The following is an 18817-nucleotide window of genomic DNA, read 5'->3' on the forward strand; positions in this document are numbered from 1 at the left end:
TGCCGCGCCTGCGCCCGCCGCGGCGCAGCCCCAGCCCGCGCCGGCAGCCGTTCAGCCCGCAGCCGCAGCAGCGGTTGCGGAGCCTGCACCGGTCGCCGCGATTCCGGCGCCGCCCGTGGCCGCGCAGGCTCCTGCTCCGGCTGAGTCCGCGGCTCCCGCAGCCATCGCGCAGAAGGCTGAACCGGCGCCTGCCGCGGCGGAACCCGAACCGGCCGCGTTGGAACAAACTTCGCAAGCCACCCAGCCCGGCAGCGTGCCGCCCTGGGAAGAACTGCCTGCCGATGCGCCGGCCATGTCCGAATCCGAAGCTGGCAAGACCGCTGGTTCGGCCGCGCTGGCGGTCACGCCCGCGACCGCCGCAGCCATCGCGCCCGCGCCCCAAGCCGACGACGGCGAAGGCCCGCCCGCCTGGGTCGACGAAGAAATCCCGTTCGAAGCCGAAGGCGGCTTTGCGCCGGACAACGGCTTTACGTCGGATCCCGACGACGATGATTTCGAAACCCTGGCCAGCGCGCCCTCGGCCGCGCCGCCGCCAGCGGCCCGCCGCGAAGGTCCGGCGCCCGCGCGCAAGCGGCAGTCGTCGCGCGCCCGCCTGACGGACATGACGTCGGAAACCTGGCCCGAGCTGGCTGCGCGCCTGCCGGTCACCGGCTTGGCGGCGGAACTGGCGCGCCAGAGCGCATGGGCCGGCGTGCAGGGCGATGCCGTCATCCTGCGCGTGGCCGTCAAGACGCTGGCCGAAAGCGAAAGCCGCGTCCGTCTGCAGACGGTGTTGTGCGAACATTTCGGCCAAGGCATACGGCTGGACGTCGAGGTCGGCGTGACGGGCGAGGCGACGGCGCATGCCGTGGCCCAGGCCGAACGCGCCGCCCGCCAGCAGGCCGCCGAAGAGGCGGTCGCGGTCGACCCGTTCGTACAGGCGCTCGTCGCCGATTTCGGCGGCCAGGTCGTCGCCGGCTCGATCCGCCACGTAGATTCCCCCGCCGCCGCTGCCTGAAGCGGCGGCCATCTCTCATTCCCCTCGTTCAAGGAAGCATCGATCATGATGAAAGGACAACTGGCCGGCCTGATGCGCCAGGCGCAGCAAATGCAGGAAAACATGAAGAAGGCGCAGGACGCGCTGGCCGAGATCCAGGTCGAAGGCGCCTCCGGCGGCGGCCTGGTCAAGGTCACCATGACCTGCCGCCACGACGTCAAGCGCGTGGCCATCGATCCGTCGCTGCTGGGCGACGACAAGGACATGCTGGAAGACCTGGTCGCCGCCGCGTTCAACGACGCGCTGCGCAAGGCCGAAGCCACCTCGCAGGAAAAGATGGCCTCGGTCACCGCCGGCATGCCGCTGCCCCCGGGCATGAAGCTGCCGTTCTGAACGCAGCCCCAAAGCCGCAATGGACCCGCTACTGCCTGAACCCGAGCCGCTCGTCTCGCTGATCGAGGCGCTGCGGCGCCTGCCCGGCGTGGGCGTGCGTTCTGCCCGGCGCATGGCCTATCACCTGCTGCAGCATGACCCGCAAGGCGCGGACATGCTGGGGCAGGCGTTGGCGGGCGCGGTGCGGGACCTGAAGCATTGCGCCCGCTGCAACAGTTTCTCGGAAGAGGAAGTCTGCGGCACCTGCATCAATCCCAAGCGCGATCCCTCGCTGCTGTGCATCGTCGAGACGCCGGCCGATCAGAACATGATCGAGTCCAGTCACGGCTATCGCGGCCTGTATTACGTGCTGATGGGCCGCGTCGCGCCGCTCGAAGGGATCGGTCCGCGCGAGCTGGATTTCGAGCGGGTGATCAAGCGCGCGACCGACGGCGTGGTGCAGGAGGTCATCCTGGCCACCAACTTCACCGCCGAAGGCGAAACCACCGCCCACTTCCTGGGCGAAGCGCTGGGCGAGCGCGGCCTGCGGGTCACGCGGCTGGCGCGCGGCGTGCCTGCCGGCAGCGAGCTGGAATACGTCGACGCCGGGACCATCGCCTGGGCCCTGATGGAGCGCAAGACCACCTGATTCCGCAGTGCCAGAACGCCTTGCCGGCAACGTATCGGCAACGGCAAAAACCGTGAGGAAGACAAGCCATGTCAGCGCTGACCGGACTGAAGGTCCTGGAACTCGGCACGCTCATTGCCGGCCCATTCGCCGCGCGCATCTTCGGCGAATTCGGCGCCGATGTCATCAAGGTGGAAACGCCCCACGGGCCTGACGGCACGGGCGGCGGCGACCCCATCCGCAGCTGGCGCCATCTGCACGAGGGCAATTCCCTTTGGTGGACGGTGCAGGCCCGCAACAAGCAATCCATCGCACTCAACCTGAAAGATCCACGCGCGCGGGAGATCGCCCGCAAGCTGGCGCTGGACGCCGACGTGGTGGTCGAGAACTACCGGCCGGGCGTGCTGGAGAAGTGGGGGCTGGGCTACGAGCAGCTGCGCGCCATCAACCCCGCGCTCATCATGGTGCGCCTGTCCGGCTATGGGCAGACGGGGCCCATGAAGGACCAGCCGGGCTTTGGCGCCATCGGCGAATCCATGGGCGGGCTGCGCTACGTGTCGGGCCATCCCGACCGGCCGCCCCTGCGCGTGGGCATCTCCATCGGCGATTCCATCGCCGCCTTGCACGGCGTGATCGGCGCGATGATGGCGCTGCGGCACCGCGACGCCACCGGCGGGCGCTGGAACGGCAAGCAGGGCGCGGAGTGCCAGGCGGGGCAGGGCCAGATGGTGGACGTGGCGCTGTACGAGGCCGTGTTCAACATGATGGAAAGCCTGGTGCCAGAGTACGACGTGGCCGGCGTGGTGCGCGAGCGTACTGGCGGCGCGCTGCCCGGCATCGTGCCTTCGAATACCTACACCACCCGCGATGGCCAGAACATCGTCATCGCCGGCAACGGCGACGCGATCTTCCACCGGCTGATGCGCGCCATCGGCCGTGACGATCTGGCCACGGATCCGGGGTTGGTGCGCAACGACGGCCGCGCCAAGCGCGTGGACGAGATCGACGGCGCCATCCAGCAGTGGTGCGGCGCGCGCGGCATCGAAGAGGCGCTGGGCGCACTGAAGGGCGCCGACGTGCCGGTGGGCAAGATCTACAGCGTGGCCGACATGTTCAGCGATCCGCAGTTCCTGGCGCGCCGCATGATAGAGCAGCACCGCTTCCCTGACGGCACGCCGGTCAAGCTGCCGGCCGTCGTGCCCAAGCTGTCGGAGACGCCCGGCGAGACGCGCTGGGTGGGGCCCGTATTAGGGGAACATACCGAGGAAGTCCTGAAATCGCTGGGGTATGATTCAGCGGCTATAGAAGAGCTGGCAAAGACCGGCGCTATCGGTCTGCCCGACAACTAGGAGACAAGCACATGTCAGTCACTCGCCGTGATCTGCTCAAGATGGCCGGCGCCGCCGGCGTCATGGGCATGGCGCCCGCCATCGTGCGCGCGCAGAAGCTGGAGAAGACCAAGGTCCAGATCGCAGTCGGCGGCAAGCCGCTGATCTACTATCTCCCCCTGTCCATCGCGGAAGCCCGCGGCTACTTCAAGGACGAAGGGCTGGACGTCAGCATCGCCGACTTCGCGGGTGGCTCCAAGGCCTTGCAGGCCGTGGTGGGAGGCAGCGCCGACATCGTGTCGGGCGCGTTCGAACACACTTTGTCCATGCAATCCAAGGGCCAGGCCTACCGCGCCTTCGTGCTGCAGGGCCGCGCGCCGATGATAGGCGTGGGCGTGTCCAAGAAGAACCTGCCCAACTACAAGAGCGCCGCCGACCTGAAGGGCAAGAAGATCGGCGTGACCGCGCCGGGCTCGTCCACCAACATGGTGGTCAGCTTCTTCCTCGCCAAGCACGGCCTGAAGGCCTCGGATGTGTCCATCATCGGCGTGGGCGCCGGCGCCGGCGCAGTGACCGCGCTGCGCAGCGGCCAGATCGACGCCATCTCCAACACCGACCCCGTGGTGTCGATGCTGGAAATGCCGGGCGACATCCAGATCATCGTCGATACGCGCACGCTCAAGGACACCAAGGAAATCTTCGGCGGCAACATGCCGGCGGGCTGCCTGTACGCCCCGCAGGCCTTCCTTGACGCCAATCCCAACACCACCCAGGCCCTGGCCAACGCGCTGGTGCGCGCCGACAAGTGGATCCAGAAGGCCGGCGCCGACGAAATCGCCAAGGTCGTGCCGGAAACCTATCTGCTGGGCGATCCGGCCGTCTACAAGGCCGCCATCGCCAAGAGCCTGGAAGGCCTGTCGCCGGACGGCCTGATCCCCGAGGATGGCGCCGCCACTGCGCTCAAGGCGCTGGCTGCCTACCAGGCGGATTTCGACGGCTCCAAGATCGACCCGTCCAAGGTCTGGACCAACGACTACGCGCGCCGCGCCAACGAGAAGTACCCCAATGGCTGAAGCCGCGCTGTCGCTGGAAAACATCAGCTGCACCTTTGTCTCCCGCGACGACCGCTCGCAGCGCTACACCGCCGTCAGCGACACGACCCTGGCCATCGCGCCAGGGGAGTTCGTGTCGGTGGTGGGTCCGACCGGATGCGGCAAGTCCACCCTGCTCAACGTCAGCGCCGGCTTGCTGGCGCCGTCCTCGGGCAGCGTGAAGGTGTTCGGGCAGCCTCTGTCCGGCATCAATGAGCGGGCCGGCTACATGTTCCAGGGTGAGGCCCTGCTGCCCTGGCGCAGCGCGCTGGACAACGTGGTGGCGGGCCTGGACTTTGCCGGCGTGCCTCGGCAACAGGCGCTGGAGCGCGGCCGCGAATGGATGCGCCGCGTGGGCCTGGGCGGCTTCGAGGGCCGTTATCCGCATCAGATGTCGGGCGGCATGCGCAAGCGCACGATGCTGGCGCAGACGCTGATCCGCGATCCCGACATCATCCTGATGGACGAGCCGTTCTCGGCGCTGGACATCCAGACGCGCCAGCTCATGGAGAACGAGGTCCTGGACCTGTGGATGGCCAAGCGCAAGGCCGTGCTCTTCATCACGCACGACCTGGACGAGGCCATCGCCATGAGCGATCGCGTGGTGGTGCTGTCGGCAGGGCCCGGCACGCACCCCATCGGCGAATTCGCCATCGACCTGCCGCGTCCGCGCGACGTGGCCGAAGTGCGCACGCATCCGCGCTTCGTGGAGCTGCACTCCGCCATCTGGGGCGTGCTGCGCGAAGAAGTTCTTAAGGGCTACGCCCAACAGAAGCGAGCCTAGGCCATGTCCAAGCTGATCAAACCCGGTTCGGCCAGCCTGCGCTTCTGGCAGTTGCTGCTGCTCGTCATCATTCTTCTCGTTTGGCATTTCGCGTCGCGCGATCCCAAGGTGGCCTTCTTTTTCGGCGAACCGCTGAAAGTGTGGGGCCGCATCTGGGCCTGGTTCGTGACCAACGCGGACATCTATACCCACCTGGGCGTGACGCTGACCGAAACCGTGCTGGCGTTTTTCATCGGCACCATCGCCGGCCTGGCCTTTGGCCTGTGGCTGGGTCTGTCGCCCGGCGCAAGCGCGATCCTCGATCCCTACATCAAGGCCGCCAACTCGATGCCGCGCGTCATCCTGGCGCCCATCTTCGGCATGTGGTTCGGCCTGGGCATCTGGTCCAAGGTGGCGCTGGCCGTGACGCTGGTGTTCTTCATCGTGTTCTTCAATGTCTACCAGGGCGTGCGCGAAGTCAGCCCCACCTTGCTGGACAACGCCAGGATGCTGGGCGCGCGCCGCCGCCAGCTGTTGCGGCACGTTTACCTGCCGTCTGCCACCAGCTGGGTGTTTTCCAGCCTGCATACCTCCGTGGGCCTGGCCTTCGTGGGCGCGGTGGTGGGCGAGTATCTGGGCTCGGCCAGCGGCGTGGGCTACCTGATCCTGCAGGCCGAAGGCACTTTCGACGTCAACACCGTGTTCGCGGGCATCATCGTGCTCACGGCTTTTGCGCTGGTGCTGGACGCCATCGTCGGCATGGGCGAAAAGCGGCTGATGAAATGGCAGCCCAGGTCCGGCGAAACCGAAAAGATCTGACCGGAGTTTCCCATGGCCCGTCTACCCTACGCCGACCTGACCCATCCCGAAGCCAAGCCTCTGGTCGACCGCATCGTCGCCGAACGCGGCAGCGTCCTGCACCTGTACCAGATGCTGCTGCACAGCCCCGCGGTGGCCGGCGGCTGGCTCAATTACCTGACCTCGATCCGCCAGCTCAGCACCTTGCCTGGCGATCTGCGCGAGCTGGTCATCATGCGCGTGGCGGCCATCAACGGCGCGCCCTACGAGGCCGACCAGCATGCGCCGATCGCGCTGAAGGAAGGCGTTTCGCAAGCGCAGCTGGACGCGCTCAATGATTGGGAAGCGTCAGATCTGTTCGATGAACGCGAAAGGGCGGTGCTGGCCTACACCGATGCCATGACGCGACAGGTGCAGGTGCCGGAACCGGTGTTCCAGGCGGCGAAGGCGGCGATGGGCTCCGAAAAGCTCATCGTGGAGCTGACCGCGACGGTGGCGGCCTACAACATGGTGTCGCGCTTCCTGGAAGCGCTGCAGGTGCATTCACACGATCACCGCTGACGCACGCGCGCGGCCGCAAGGGCCGCGCGCGTGCTTGCGGATGTGGCAGAGGAAAGTCGCGCTCAGGCGCGCTGCGCCTCGATCAACGCATCCAGCTTGACCGCGTCCGCCACGAACAGGCGGATGCCTTCCGACAGCTTTTCGCTGGCCATCGCATCCTCGTTGAGCAGGGTGCGGAAGGTGACCTCGTCCGCGCCAATGCGGGCGATGTTGGCGGGCACGTCGTCGGCGCGCAATTGCGCGGGCGCGTCGCCCTCGGTGCCGGCCAGCTTGGTCAGCAGCTCGGGGCTGATGGTCAGCAGGTCGCAGCCCGACAGCGCCAGGATCTGGCCCACGTTGCGGAAGCTCGCACCCATGATTTCCGTGGGGATGTCGAAGTGCTTGTAGTACTGGTAGATCCGCGTGACGGACAGCACGCCGGGATCGCGCGCCCCGGCATTGTCGGCCTCGACCCAGTTGGCGCCGGCGGACTTCTTGTGCCAGTCGTAGATGCGGCCGACGAAGGGCGAGATCAGCTGCACGCGGGCATCGGCGCAGGCCACGGCCTGCGGCAGCGAGAACAGCAGGGTCAGGTTGCAGCGCACGCCTTCCGATTGCAGGGCGCGGGCCGCCTGGATGCCTTCCCAGGTCGAGGCGATCTTGATCAGCACGCGCTCGCGCGGCACGCCAGCGGCTTCGTACAGGGCGATCAGGCTGCGGGCGCGTTCGATGGTGGCGCGGGTGTCGAAGGACAGGCGGGCGTCGACTTCAGTCGACACGCGGCCGGGCACGATGTCCAGGATGGCGCGGCCAAAGGCCACCAGCAGGCGATCCATGAGTTCGGCAGTGGGCGCGCCGCGGTGTTCGCGCGCGGTCTTTTCCAGCAGGGGACGGTAGGCGTCCTGCTGGACGGCCTTAAGAATTAGGGACGGGTTTGTGGTGGCGTCGGTGGGACGCAACGCCTTCATCGCTTCGAAATCCCCCGTGTCGGCGACGACGGTGGTGTGGTTGCGCAGGGCGTCGAGTTGGCTGGGCATGGACGGTACGGCTCGCTGCAGGCTAGGGTTGAAGGTGTCCTAGCGTATCACCGAGGCCGCAGGCGCGCTGCCGGCCGGACGGCGGAGGGGGACGGCGGGACGCGGAAAAACAGGCCAAAACCCCGTTTCCGGCCTTATTTGGCGCGGTTCCCCGAGAAAAACGGCCGCTCAAGGTATAATCCGAAGGTTTGATTATCGATTCTAAAACCGGGGTTTACTGTGCTGCCGCAACTCTTTCCCGAGGGGATCAACCGCTTCCCTCCTGCAATTCTGGCTCTGGCGGACGGTACCATTTTTCGAGGCGTGTCGATCGGTGCGCCTGGGCATACCGTTGCCGAAGTGGTGTTCAACACCGCGATGACCGGGTACCAGGAAATTCTCACCGATCCCAGCTATAGCGGCCAGATCGTCACGCTGACCTATCCGCACATCGGCAATACCGGCGTCAACGCCGAAGACGTGGAAGCCAAGCGCGTCTTTGCCGCCGGCCTGGTGGTCCGCGACTGTCCCGCCCGCGTGTCGAACTTCCGTTCCACGCAATCGTTGCCTGAGTACCTCTCCGAGCAAGGCGTCGTCGCCATTTCCGGCATCGACACCCGCAAGCTCACCCGCATCCTGCGTGAAAAGGGCGCCCAGGGCGCCTGCATCTTCGTCGGCACCGACGCCGAGCGCGCCGTCGAGCTGGCCCGCGGTTTTGCCGGCATGGCCGGCCAGGACCTGGCCAAGGAGGTGTCGCTCAAGGATCGCGCCGAATGGACCGAAGGCACCTGGCAACTGGGCGAGGGCTTCTCCAAGCCCGACCAGTCCAAGTTCCACGTCGTGGCCTACGACTTCGGCATCAAGACCAACATCCTGCGCCTGCTGGCCGACCGCGGCTGCCGCCTGACGGTGGTGCCGGCCCAGACCAGCGCCGAGGAAGTCTTGAAGCTCAATCCCGACGGCGTGTTCCTGTCCAACGGCCCTGGCGACCCCGAGCCCTGCGACTACGCGATCGAAGCCACGCGCGCCTTCCTGGACAAGAAGCTGCCGGTGTTCGGCATCTGCCTGGGCCACCAGATCATGGGCCTGGCGCTGGGCGGCAAGACGCTCAAGATGAAGACCGGCCACCACGGCGCCAACCACCCCGTGCAGGACCTCCAGTCCAAGCGCGTGTTCATCACCAGCCAGAACCACGGTTTCGCTGTCGACGCGACCAGCCTGCCGGCCAACGCGCGCGTGACGCACGTCTCGCTGTTCGACGGCACGCTGCAGGGCTTCGAGCTCACCGACCGCCCGGCCTTCTGCTTCCAGGGTCACCCCGAAGCCAGCCCGGGTCCGCACGACATCCTTGAACTGTTCGACAAGTTCATCGCCCTGATGTCCGGCCAAAAGTAAAGATTGCATCATGCCCAAGCGTACAGACCTAAAAAGCATACTCATCATCGGCGCCGGCCCCATCATCATCGGGCAGGCCTGCGAATTCGACTATTCCGGCGCACAGGCGTGCAAGGCGCTCAAGGCAGAGGGCTACCGCACCATCCTGGTGAACAGCAACCCGGCCACGATCATGACGGACCCGGAAACGGCCGACGTCACCTACATCGAGCCCATCACCTGGCAAGCCGTCGAAAAGATCATCGAGCGTGAAAAGCCCGATGCGTTGCTGCCCACCATGGGCGGCCAGACCGCGCTGAACTGCGCCCTGGACCTGGCCCACCACGGCGTGCTGAAGAAGCACAACGTCGAGCTGATCGGCGCCAACGAGCACGCCATCGAAAAGGCCGAAGACCGCCAGAAGTTCAAGCAGGCCATGACCGACATCGGCCTGGAATCGGCCAAGTCGGGCGTCGCCCACAGCATGGACGAAGCCTGGGAAGTGCAGCGCCGCATCGCGGCCGAAGTCGGCACCTCCGGTTTCCCCGCCGTGATCCGCCCCAGCTTCACCATGGGCGGTTCGGGCGGCGGCATCGCCTACAACGCCGAAGAATTCGAAACCATCTGCCGCCGCGGCCTGGAAGCTTCGCCCACCAGCGAACTGCTGATCGAAGAGTCGCTGCTGGGCTGGAAGGAATTCGAGATGGAAGTGGTCCGCGACAAGGCGGACAACTGCATCATCGTCTGCTCCATCGAAAACCTGGACCCGATGGGCGTGCACACGGGCGACTCCATCACCGTGGCGCCGGCTCAGACGCTGACCGACAAGGAATACCAGATCATGCGTAACGCATCGATCGCGGTGTTGCGCGAGATCGGCGTGGATACGGGCGGCTCGAACGTGCAGTTCGCCGTCAATCCCAAGAACGGCCGCATGATCGTCATCGAGATGAACCCGCGCGTGTCGCGTTCGTCGGCGCTGGCGTCCAAGGCTACCGGCTTCCCCATCGCCAAGGTCGCCGCGCGCCTGGCCGTGGGCTACACGCTGGACGAGCTCAAGAACGAAATCACCGGCGGCGCCACGCCCGCCTCGTTCGAGCCCTCGATCGACTACGTGGTCACCAAGGTGCCGCGTTTCGCCTTCGAAAAATTCCCCACCGCCGACGCGCGCCTGACCACCCAGATGAAGTCCGTGGGTGAAGTCATGGCCATTGGCCGCACCTTCCAGGAATCCTTCCAGAAGGCGCTGCGCGGCCTGGAAGTGGGCGTGGACGGCCTGAACCAGAAGACCACCGACCGCGAAAAGCTGCAGGTCGAACTGGGCGAACCTGGTCCGGAACGCATCTGGTACGTGGGCGATGCCTTCGCGCAGGGTTTCACGCTGGACGAAGTGCACAACATCACGCACATCGATCCGTGGTTCCTGTCGCAGATCAAGGAAATCGTCGACATCGAGCTGGCGCTGGAACAGAAGACGCTGGCTGACCTGGACTACGCCACGCTGTGGGAACTCAAGCGCCGCGGTTTCTCCGACCGCCGCCTGGCCTTCCTGCTGGATTCCTCGGAATCCGAAGTGCGCAAGCTGCGCCACCAGCTGAACGTGCGTCCGGTCTACAAGCGCGTCGACACCTGCGCCGCCGAATTCGCCACCCGCACGGCCTACATGTACTCGACCTACGAGGAAGAGTGCGAAGCCGCGCCCACCGACCGCAAGAAGATCGTGGTGCTGGGCGGCGGTCCGAACCGCATCGGCCAGGGCATTGAGTTCGATTATTGCTGCGTGCACGCCGCGCTGGCGCTGCGCGATGACGGGTACGAGACCATCATGGTCAACTGCAACCCGGAAACCGTGTCCACCGACTACGACACCTCGGATCGCCTGTACTTCGAGCCGCTGACGCTCGAAGACGTGCTCGAAATCGTCCACAAGGAAAACCCGGTCGGCATGATCGTCCAGTACGGCGGCCAGACCCCGCTGAAGCTGGCGCGCGCCCTGGAAGCCAACGGCGTGCCCATCATCGGCACCAGCCCTGAATCCATCGACGTGGCCGAAGACCGCGAGCGCTTCCAGAAGCTGCTCAACAAGCTCGGCCTGCGCCAACCGCCCAACCGCACTGCGCGCACCGAAGGCGAGGCCCTGGCCCACGCCGCCGAAATCGGCTATCCCCTGGTCGTGCGTCCCAGCTATGTGCTGGGCGGCCGCGCCATGGAAATCGTGCACGAGCAGCAGGACCTCGAGCGCTACATGCGCGAGGCCGTGAAGGTCAGCAATGACTCGCCGGTGCTGCTGGACCGCTTCCTGAACAACGCCACCGAAGTGGACGTGGACTGCCTGGCCGACGGTGAAACCGTCTTCATCGGCGGCGTCATGGAACACATCGAGCAGGCCGGCGTGCACTCGGGCGACTCGGCTTGCAGCCTGCCCCCGTACTCGCTGTCGGCGGAAGTCATCGCCGAGATCAAGCGCCAGACCACGATGATGGCCAAGGCATTGAACGTCAGCGGCCTGATGAACGTGCAGTTCGCGATCCAGGGTGGCGACGTCTACGTGCTGGAAGTGAACCCGCGCGCTTCGCGCACGGTGCCCTACGTTTCCAAGGCCACCGGCCTGCAACTGGCCAAAATCGCCGCGCGCGCCATGGCCGGCCAGACCCTGGCTGCGCAAGGCATCACCAAGGAAGTCGTGCCGCCTTACTTCTCGGTCAAGGAAGCCGTGTTCCCGTTCGTGAAGTTCCCGGGCGTGGACACCATCCTGGGTCCGGAAATGAAGTCGACCGGCGAGGTGATGGGCGTAGGCACGAGCTTCGGCGAAGCCTTCGTCAAGTCGCAGCTGGCCGCGGGTGTGCGCCTGCCGGAATCCGGCACGGTGTTCATCAGCGTCAAGAACCAGGACAAGCCCCTGGCGGTGGAAGTGGCGCGCGGCCTGCACGCGCTCGGCTTCAAGCTGGTCGCCACGCGTGGCACGGCTGCCGAGATCGAAGCCGCCGGCATTCCGGTTCAACTGGTGAACAAGGTCACCGAAGGCCGTCCGCACATCGTCGACATGGTGAAGAACGGCGAGATCTCGCTGGTCATCAACACCGTCGAAGAGCGCCGTAACGCCATCGCTGATTCGCGCACCATCCGCACCCAGGCGCTGGCCGCCCGCGTGACCTTCTTCACGACCATCGCCGGCGCCCGCGCCGCGGTCGAAGGCATGCAATACCTGCGCCAAGGCCTGGGCCTGCAGGTGTATCCGCTGCAGGAGCTGCACGCTTCCTTGCAAGGCTAAGCTGGCAAGCGACACAATAGGGCACGCGAAAGCGTGCCCTATTTTTTTGCAACGCGATTCCGCAACGCTACGACAGGCATCAGGCACACATGGAAAGAGTCTTCATCACCGGCGCCAGCAGCGGCCTGGGACGCGCCTTGGCGCAGCAATACGCGTCCACGGGCGCTACGCTGGGCCTGCTGGGCCGGCGCGAGGACGCGCTGCGCGAACTGGCCGACAGCCTGCCCGGCGAGCACCGCTGCTATGCAGTGGACGTGCGCGACCGCCAGGCGCTGCATGCCGCGGCACAGGATTTCATTGCCTTTTGCCAGGGCCGGGTGGACGTGGTCATCGCCAGCGCCGGCATCAGCGCCGGCACCCTGACCGAGCATGGCGAGGACTACGACGTCTTCAAGGCCATCGTCGACACCAATCTGCTGGCCACCGTGGCGACCTTCGAACCCTTCATCGCGTCCATGCGCCAGGCCGGGTCGGGCAGGCTGGTGGGCATCGCCAGCGTGGCAGGGGTGCGGGGGCTGCCGGGCGCGGGCGCCTACAGCGCGTCCAAGTCGGCGGTGGTGACCTATTGCGAAAGCCTGCGGCTGGAGCTGGCCGCCGAAGGCATAGACGTGGTGACGATCGCGCCCGGCTACATCAAGACGGCGATGACGGCCCACAACCCGTATTCCATGCCTTTCCTGATGGAAGCAGACGCCTTCGCCCGCCGCGCGCGCAGCGCGATCGGGCGGGGCGCGTCCTATGTGGTGATTCCGTGGCAGATGGGCATCGTGGCCAAGCTGATGCGCTTGTTGCCCAATGCCGTCTACGACAGGCTGGCGCGCAACGCGCCGCGCAAGCCGCGCCGCGCGCGCTAAGCGTTCACGGCACCACGTCGTTGCCGACTTCGTCGGTCACGTGGCCCACGTCGCCCCAGTCCAGCACCTGCCATTTACGGCCCTGCACGCCGACGCGGTTGATGCTGACGTTCAGCAGCGAGGCGTCGCGCGGCCCGTTCAACGGCACGCCCGAGGCATGGCGCCAGATGATGTCCAGCACGCCGCCGTGCGTGAACATCAGGATGCGTTCGTCGTCGTGGCGGCTGGCGATGTCGTCCACGGTGGAAATGACGCGGGACTGGAATTGGCCCAGCGTTTCGCCGCCGTCCAGCGGGCGCAGCGGGTCGCGGCTCTTCCAGGCGGCAGCGGCTTCGGGGGCCAGCACATCGATGCGTTCGTGGTCCAGGCCTTCCAGCACGCCGAAGCCGCGCTCGCGGATGCCCGGCTCCACGCGCACGCGCAGGCCCAGCTGTTCGGACACGGGCACGGCGGTGGCGTGGGCGCGCTGCAGGTCGCTGCTGTAAATGGCGTGGATGGGCGTGTGGCGGGCCTCTTCGCGCATGCGCGCGGCCAGCAGGCTGGCCTGGTTGACGCCGAATTCGTTCAGGGGGATGTCTTGCCAGCCTTGCAGGCGGCGCTGGCGGTTCCAGTCGGTTTCGCCGTGGCGGATGAACCAGATTTCAGTCATTACGGTCTTGATGCGGATTTAGAGCTGGCCGGACGCGATGGGCGCGCGCGGTTTCCAGATGGTTTGAATGATCGAGCTTAACGCGACCAGCGCGGGCTCGCTAGCGCGCTCATAGGGCAGGATGAATCCCAGCATGGCGTCCACGCGCGCCTGGCCCCAGACGATGAAGTCGTTCGAGGCCGCGCCGGCCAGCGCGGCTTCCTCGCGCAGCAGGGCGCAGCCGGCGCCCGCGCGCACCAGCGCGTCCAGGTTGGCCTGGTCGTCATTCTGCATCACGATGCGCGGCGACAGGCCATGGCGTTCGAACATGTCGCGCAACAGCAGGTGCGTATGGCTGCCGGCGGGGCCGTCCAGCCAGGGCAATTGCGCCACCTCGCGCCAGCCGCCGCGCTTGAGCACGGCGGCGTGCTCCTTGGGCATGGCGATGCGGTAGCGCACGCTGCGCAGGGGCTGCCAAAGCACGCCGCGCGGCGGATTGGCGGCGATGATCAGCGCCGCCGGCAGGCGGCCGGTGCTGACCTGTTCCGCCAACGCGGCGGCAGGCAGGGTCTGGGTCTTCAGCTCGACCAGCGGCAGGCGCTGGGTGACGGCCGAGGCCAGTTCGCCCAGGCGCAGGAAATCCGGCTTTTCGCTGGGCACGCCCAGCTCGACCGCGCCATGCAGGCTGCCTTGCAGCTGCTGGGCTTCGGATTTGAACTGCGCGCCCAGCACCAGCAGCGATTCGGCGGTGGGCAGCAGCACCTCGCCGGCCTTGGCCAAGGCCAGCCTGCCGCCGCTGCGGTCGAACAAGGCCACGCCCAGGCTTTGTTCCAGCGCCTTGATCTGCGCGGTCACGGCGGGTTGGGTCAGCGACAGCGCCTCGGCCGCCTTCGTCAGGTTGCCCAGCCGGGCGACGGTGACGAAGGCGCGGATCTGATAGATTTCCATGGCCCCGAGTTTAGGCCGCCAGGAGCCGCACTTGGGTAGGTTCGAGACCGATGGAAACCGGAGCGCCGATGGGGAAGGGCGACAGCCCGGCCAGATGCGATTGGTCCGCCGTCAGCCGCTGCTCGCCGATCTGCACCTGATAGCGGGTGAACTCGCCCAGGAACTCGCTGCTTTCCACGATGCCCGGCAGCCACACATAGCGCGCGTCGCCCAGCCCGTCCGCCATTTCGATCTGTACCGTGTGCGGGCGGAAGCTGGCCGCCAGCCGGGTAGCGGCGGGCGCTTCGCCCGTGAGCGGCAGGTGCAGGTCGCCCACGCCTTCCACCGCCAGCACCACGCTGCCGCTGGTGCGTTCGCGCACGTCGCCTTCCAGCACGTTCATCGTGCCCACGAAGTTGGCGACGAAACGGTTCACCGGATAGTCGAACAAGGTGCTGGGCGCGCCGATCTGCTGGACCACGCCATGGTCCAGCACCGCCATGCGGTCGGCGGTGGTCATGGCCTCTTCCTGGTCGTGGGTGACGAAGATGGTGGTGATGCCAAGCCGGCGCTGCAGGCTGAGCAGGTCCTGGCGCATCTGCACACGCAGCTTCTTGTCCAGGTTGGACAGAGGCTCGTCCAGCAGCAGCACCTGCGGCTCGATCACGATGGTGCGCGCCAGGGCCACGCGCTGCTGCTGCCCGCCGGAAAGCTGGTTGGGGCGGCGCTTGCCATACTGGGACAGGCCGACGAGGTCCAGCGCGGCTTCCACCTTGGCATGGATCTCGGCGCGCGGCAGCTTGCGTTCGACCAGGCCGAAGGCCACGTTGTCCCAGACCGTCATGTGCGGCCACAGCGCATAGTTCTGGAACACCATGCCGATGTTGCGGTTCCAGGGCGGCGTACCGCTGATGTCCTTGCCGTCCACCAGCAACTGCCCGGCGCTGTGCCGGTTGAAGCCGGCGATCAGCCGCAGCAGCGTGGACTTGCCCGAGCCCGAGGGGCCCAGCAGCGCGAAGAACTCGCCGGGCTCGATGCTGATGTTGACGTCCTTGAGCACTTCCGTCTTGCCATAGGACAGCCGGATGTTGCGGCATTCGACGCTGACTTTCTTCATGCGGATTCCCCTTCATTGCGAGCCGGCCGCTGGCGCGACTGGGCGCGCTCCACCAGCAGGTGCGAGACATACGTGCCGATGGCCACCGCGGCCACCGCCAGGACGCCGAGCGCGGCGCCGGGACCCCGCCCCGCTGCGCTCTGCATGTACAGATAGATGCCGTAGCTCATGGGCGCCTGGCTATCCTTGGTCACCAGCATGATGGTGGCCGACAGTTCCACGGCCGCCGTCACGAAGCTGGTCACGAAGCCCGCCAGCATGCCGCCCGCCATGAGCGGCACCACCACGCGCCGTATGGTGCTCATGCGCGTCGCGCCCAGCGATTGCGCCGCCTCTTCCAGCGAGATGTTGATCTGCTGCAGCGAGGCCACGCAGGAACGCAGGGCGTAGGGCAGCCGGCGCACCGAGTACGCGATCATGATGATGATCCACGACGAGGTCAGCAACGTGCCCGTGCCGGGCAGCTCGATGCCGCGGAAGGTGCGCAGAAAGCCGATGGCCAGCACGATGCCTGGAATCGCCAGCGCCGCGGAAGCCAGGAAGTCCAGCCACTGGCGCGCCGGCAAGCGGGTGCGCAGCATCAGGTAGGCAATGGCAGTCCCCAGGATCACGTCCACGCCGGCGGCCAGGCCGCAATAGAGCAGGGTGTTGGCGATCATGCCTTGCGACTCGGAGAACACCGCGGCGTAATGCGCCAGCGTGTAGCCGTCAGGTAGCGGCGCAAAGCTCCAGACGCTGGCCAGCGACAGCAGCAATACGCCCATGTGCGGCGACAGCACCAGCAGCAGCACCAGGATGATCCAGCCATAGGCCAGCACGCTCTCCATCGGGCGCAGTTTGCGCTTCTGGATGGAGCCGCCGCCCTTCTGCAGGGTGGAGTAATCGCGGCCCTTGAGGACCCGTGCCGACAGCCACAACGCCAGGATCGAGAAGCCCACCATGATCACGCTGATCACATAGCCCAACGGGTCCTCCAGGCCCACCTGCGTGATGCGCAGATAGGCTTGCGGCGCCAGCATGTTGGTGGTGCCCAGCACCAGCGGCGTGCCCAGGTCGTCGAACACCTTGACGAACACCAGCGAGGCGCCAGCCACGTAGCCGGGCAGGGCCAGCGGGAAGATCACGCGGCGGAACAGGCGAAAGCCCCGCGAACCCAGGTTGAAGGCCGCTTCTTCCATGGCGCCGTCGATGTTGCGCAGCGCCACCACCAGGTTCATCAGGATGAAAGGGAAGTAGTGCAGCGCTTCCACGAAGATGACGCCGTTCAGGCCCTCCATGAACGGAATGGTGAAGCCGAACCAGTCATTGAGCAGCAGGTTCACGCTGCCCGAGCGGCCGAAGATCAGCTGCATCGCGACCGCGCCCACGAAGGGCGGCATGATCAGCGGCAGCACGCCCAGCGTCTGGATCAGCAGCGCGCCGCGGAAATCGAAGCGCACCGTGAAGTACGCCAGCGGCACGGCGATCAGGGACGCCAGCAGCGCCGACCAGCCCGCCACGTACAGGCTGTTGAAGAAGGCTTCCTTCATCAGCGGCTGGCTGAAGAAGGCGCCGAAGTGGCCCATGGTGAAGCTGCCGTCGGCGTTCACGAATGCGCTGTAGAACACCGTGCCCACCGGCACGGCCAGGAACAGCAGCAGAAAACCGAACACCAGTAGCGCCGTCAGCAGGGGGCCGACGGGCAGGCGCGAGTGGCCCGAAGAATTCATCGAGATTCCCGAAATCGTTGCCAGGGGAAAACCGCGGCAGCGGACGGGACCGGCCCGTCCACTGCGCGTCCTGCGGGTGTGGCGGCCTAGAGCGCGGCGGCCTGCTTGGCGAGCTTCACGGCTTCTTCGTAGTTCGCCTTGGAACGGCCGTTCCATTCGCCTTCCAGCTGAGTGATCTGCTGGTTCACGGCGGCGTCCTTCTTGTTGCCGGCGAAGATCGCCAGGAAGGCCGGGTCGGCGGCCTTCTTTCCGTCGATCAGCGGTGCCCAGGTCAGCTTGCGGGCCTGCGCCAGCAGTTCGGCAGCCTTGCCGCTCTTGGCCTTGTCGCCCAGCTTGGCTTCGGCGTCGTAGATGGCCTTGGTGGCGGCCTGCAGTTCCTTCAGGCGGAACGTGACCGTCTGGTCATACAGCGACTGCACCACGTAATAGCGCGACTGCGACAGGTCGGCGTTGAATTGCACCTTGCTGCGCTTGGCGATTTCGGCGGGGTCGGGATAGCCCTGGGGAATCTTGCCGGCCAGCGCCGTGTAGGGCAGCACTGGCAGGCGCGAGATCTTGGGCTCCAGCAGCAGTTCCTGCCCGGCCTGGCTGAGGGTGAAGGCGATGAACTTCTTGCCTTCCTCAGAGTTCTTCGCGCCGGCGATCAGCGCGATGTTGGCCGGCACGATGGCGGTTTCGGAGGGGTAGACGAATTCGACCGGGAACTTGGAATACTTGCTGGACAGGCCGAAGAAGTCGATCACCGGGCCGGCGCCGAACTGGCCGTTGTTCACGCCGTCGGGTACGCCGAACGAACGCTCGGTCACGGCGCTGCTGTTGCCCGACATGCGCAGCAAGGTGCTCCAACCTTCGTCCCAGCCTTCGCCCTGGAGGATGGTTTCCACCGTCAGGTGCATGGTGCCCGAGCGCGACGGCGAGGTGATCCCGACATGGCCGAACCACTGCGGCGACAGCAGGTCCTTCCATTCCACCGGCGCAGGGATCTTGTGCGCCGCGATGTAGCGGGTGTTGTAGATGATGCCGTAGCCGGCCAGGGCCTGGCCCAAATACATGCCGCCCGGATCGTTGATGGGATAGTTGCCGATCTTGTCAGGCACCTGCTTGTTGGCGACGTCGGTGGAACTTGCCAGCAGTTTGTCGCGGCCCAGCACTTCGAAGGCGTCGGGCGCGCTGGCCCAGAACACCTCGGGGCGCTGGCCGGCGGGCGTTTCGCGCACATAGGCGATGCCCGATACCGTGTTCTTGTTCAGGACTTCCAGCGTGATGCCGGGATTGGCCTTTTCGAAGGCCGTCTTGTAGGCCTGGGTGAGGTCTTTGGGGAACGACGTGATCACCGTGACGGTGCCTGCCAGGGCAGGGGCCGCGCAAACGGCCAGCACCGCACCTGCAAGGGCTGTGCGCATTGCATGCATGGTTTGTCTCCGT

17 protein-coding genes are annotated in these 18817 nt (G+C 66.5%); 11 read left to right on the plus strand and 6 right to left on the minus strand.

Features of this window, described 5'->3' with window-relative positions:
• The 8 genes from HV766_RS24125 to HV766_RS24160 all read left to right on the plus strand — a co-directional run.
• On the plus strand, positions 1 to 997 hold a 997-nt coding region (locus HV766_RS24125; protein ID WP_302476947.1), incomplete at its 5' end, for a DNA polymerase III subunit gamma/tau C-terminal domain-containing protein.
• A gap of 45 nt (positions 998 to 1042) precedes the next feature.
• Complete coding sequence (locus HV766_RS24130) at positions 1043 to 1369, plus strand: YbaB/EbfC family nucleoid-associated protein (RefSeq protein WP_042794716.1); 327 nt, start codon at positions 1043 to 1045, stop codon at positions 1367 to 1369.
• 19 nt (positions 1370 to 1388) lie between these two features.
• Positions 1389 to 1997: a recombination mediator RecR gene (recR, locus tag HV766_RS24135; protein ID WP_054451387.1), complete on the plus strand. Its 609-nt coding sequence runs from the start codon at positions 1389 to 1391 to the stop codon at positions 1995 to 1997.
• Between the two features lie 68 nt (positions 1998 to 2065).
• Positions 2066 to 3325: a CaiB/BaiF CoA transferase family protein gene (locus HV766_RS24140; RefSeq protein WP_054451385.1), complete on the plus strand. Its 1260-nt coding sequence runs from the start codon at positions 2066 to 2068 to the stop codon at positions 3323 to 3325.
• 11 nt (positions 3326 to 3336) lie between these two features.
• Positions 3337 to 4377, plus strand: a complete 1041-nt coding sequence (locus HV766_RS24145) for an ABC transporter substrate-binding protein (RefSeq protein ID WP_054451384.1) — start codon at positions 3337 to 3339, stop codon at positions 4375 to 4377.
• The gene (locus HV766_RS24150; RefSeq protein WP_054451383.1) at positions 4370 to 5179 is read left to right on the plus strand and encodes an ABC transporter ATP-binding protein; all 810 of its coding nucleotides are present in this window, start codon (positions 4370 to 4372) and stop codon (positions 5177 to 5179) included. Before HV766_RS24145 ends, HV766_RS24150 begins: the two co-directional genes overlap by 8 nt.
• A gap of 3 nt (positions 5180 to 5182) precedes the next feature.
• Positions 5183 to 5977, plus strand: coding sequence for an ABC transporter permease (locus HV766_RS24155; protein ID WP_054451381.1), 795 nt, complete (start codon positions 5183 to 5185; stop codon positions 5975 to 5977).
• 12 nt (positions 5978 to 5989) lie between these two features.
• Positions 5990 to 6517, plus strand: coding sequence for a carboxymuconolactone decarboxylase family protein (locus tag HV766_RS24160; RefSeq protein ID WP_054451379.1), 528 nt, complete (start codon positions 5990 to 5992; stop codon positions 6515 to 6517).
• Between the two features lie 62 nt (positions 6518 to 6579).
• On the opposite strand, the gene tal is transcribed toward HV766_RS24160, so the two are convergent.
• Positions 6580 to 7533 carry a transaldolase gene (gene tal, locus HV766_RS24165; RefSeq protein WP_054451378.1) on the minus strand — a complete coding sequence of 318 codons (954 nt, stop codon included), beginning with the start codon at positions 7531 to 7533 and terminating at the stop codon, positions 6580 to 6582.
• A gap of 219 nt (positions 7534 to 7752) precedes the next feature.
• Between tal and carA the strand changes: the two genes are divergently transcribed.
• From carA to HV766_RS24180, 3 genes are all read left to right on the plus strand, one after another.
• The gene (gene carA, locus HV766_RS24170; protein ID WP_175161614.1) at positions 7753 to 8907 is read left to right on the plus strand and encodes a glutamine-hydrolyzing carbamoyl-phosphate synthase small subunit; all 1155 of its coding nucleotides are present in this window, start codon (positions 7753 to 7755) and stop codon (positions 8905 to 8907) included.
• Positions 8908 to 8917: 10 nt separating this feature from the next.
• Positions 8918 to 12157: a carbamoyl-phosphate synthase large subunit gene (gene carB, locus HV766_RS24175; RefSeq protein WP_054451376.1), complete on the plus strand. Its 3240-nt coding sequence runs from the start codon at positions 8918 to 8920 to the stop codon at positions 12155 to 12157.
• Between the two features lie 89 nt (positions 12158 to 12246).
• The gene (locus HV766_RS24180) at positions 12247 to 13011 is read left to right on the plus strand and encodes an SDR family oxidoreductase (protein WP_054451375.1); all 765 of its coding nucleotides are present in this window, start codon (positions 12247 to 12249) and stop codon (positions 13009 to 13011) included.
• 4 nt (positions 13012 to 13015) lie between these two features.
• Here the strand turns inward: HV766_RS24180 and HV766_RS24185 are convergent, their stop codons facing one another.
• From HV766_RS24185 to HV766_RS24205, 5 genes are all read right to left on the minus strand, one after another.
• Positions 13016 to 13660 carry a histidine phosphatase family protein gene (locus tag HV766_RS24185; protein ID WP_013395601.1) on the minus strand — a complete coding sequence of 215 codons (645 nt, stop codon included), beginning with the start codon at positions 13658 to 13660 and terminating at the stop codon, positions 13016 to 13018.
• An 18-nt stretch (positions 13661 to 13678) separates the two neighbouring features.
• Positions 13679 to 14587, minus strand: a complete 909-nt coding sequence (locus tag HV766_RS24190; protein ID WP_054451373.1) for a LysR family transcriptional regulator — start codon at positions 14585 to 14587, stop codon at positions 13679 to 13681.
• 10 nt (positions 14588 to 14597) lie between these two features.
• Positions 14598 to 15683: an ABC transporter ATP-binding protein gene (locus HV766_RS24195; RefSeq protein ID WP_054451372.1), complete on the minus strand. Its 1086-nt coding sequence runs from the start codon at positions 15681 to 15683 to the stop codon at positions 14598 to 14600.
• On the minus strand, positions 15680 to 17392 hold the full coding sequence (locus tag HV766_RS24200; protein ID WP_175181972.1) for an ABC transporter permease: 1713 nt from the start codon (positions 17390 to 17392) through the stop codon (positions 15680 to 15682). The genes HV766_RS24195 and HV766_RS24200 overlap by 4 nt, the downstream gene beginning before the upstream one ends.
• Before the next feature lie 86 nt (positions 17393 to 17478).
• The gene (locus HV766_RS24205; protein WP_054451370.1) at positions 17479 to 18804 is read right to left on the minus strand and encodes an ABC transporter substrate-binding protein; all 1326 of its coding nucleotides are present in this window, start codon (positions 18802 to 18804) and stop codon (positions 17479 to 17481) included.
• Positions 18805 to 18817 lie beyond the last annotated feature (13 nt).

The sequence above is a fragment of the Achromobacter aegrifaciens genome (assembly GCF_902859735.1).
In the GTDB taxonomy this organism is placed as follows: domain Bacteria; phylum Pseudomonadota; class Gammaproteobacteria; order Burkholderiales; family Burkholderiaceae_B; genus Achromobacter; species Achromobacter aegrifaciens.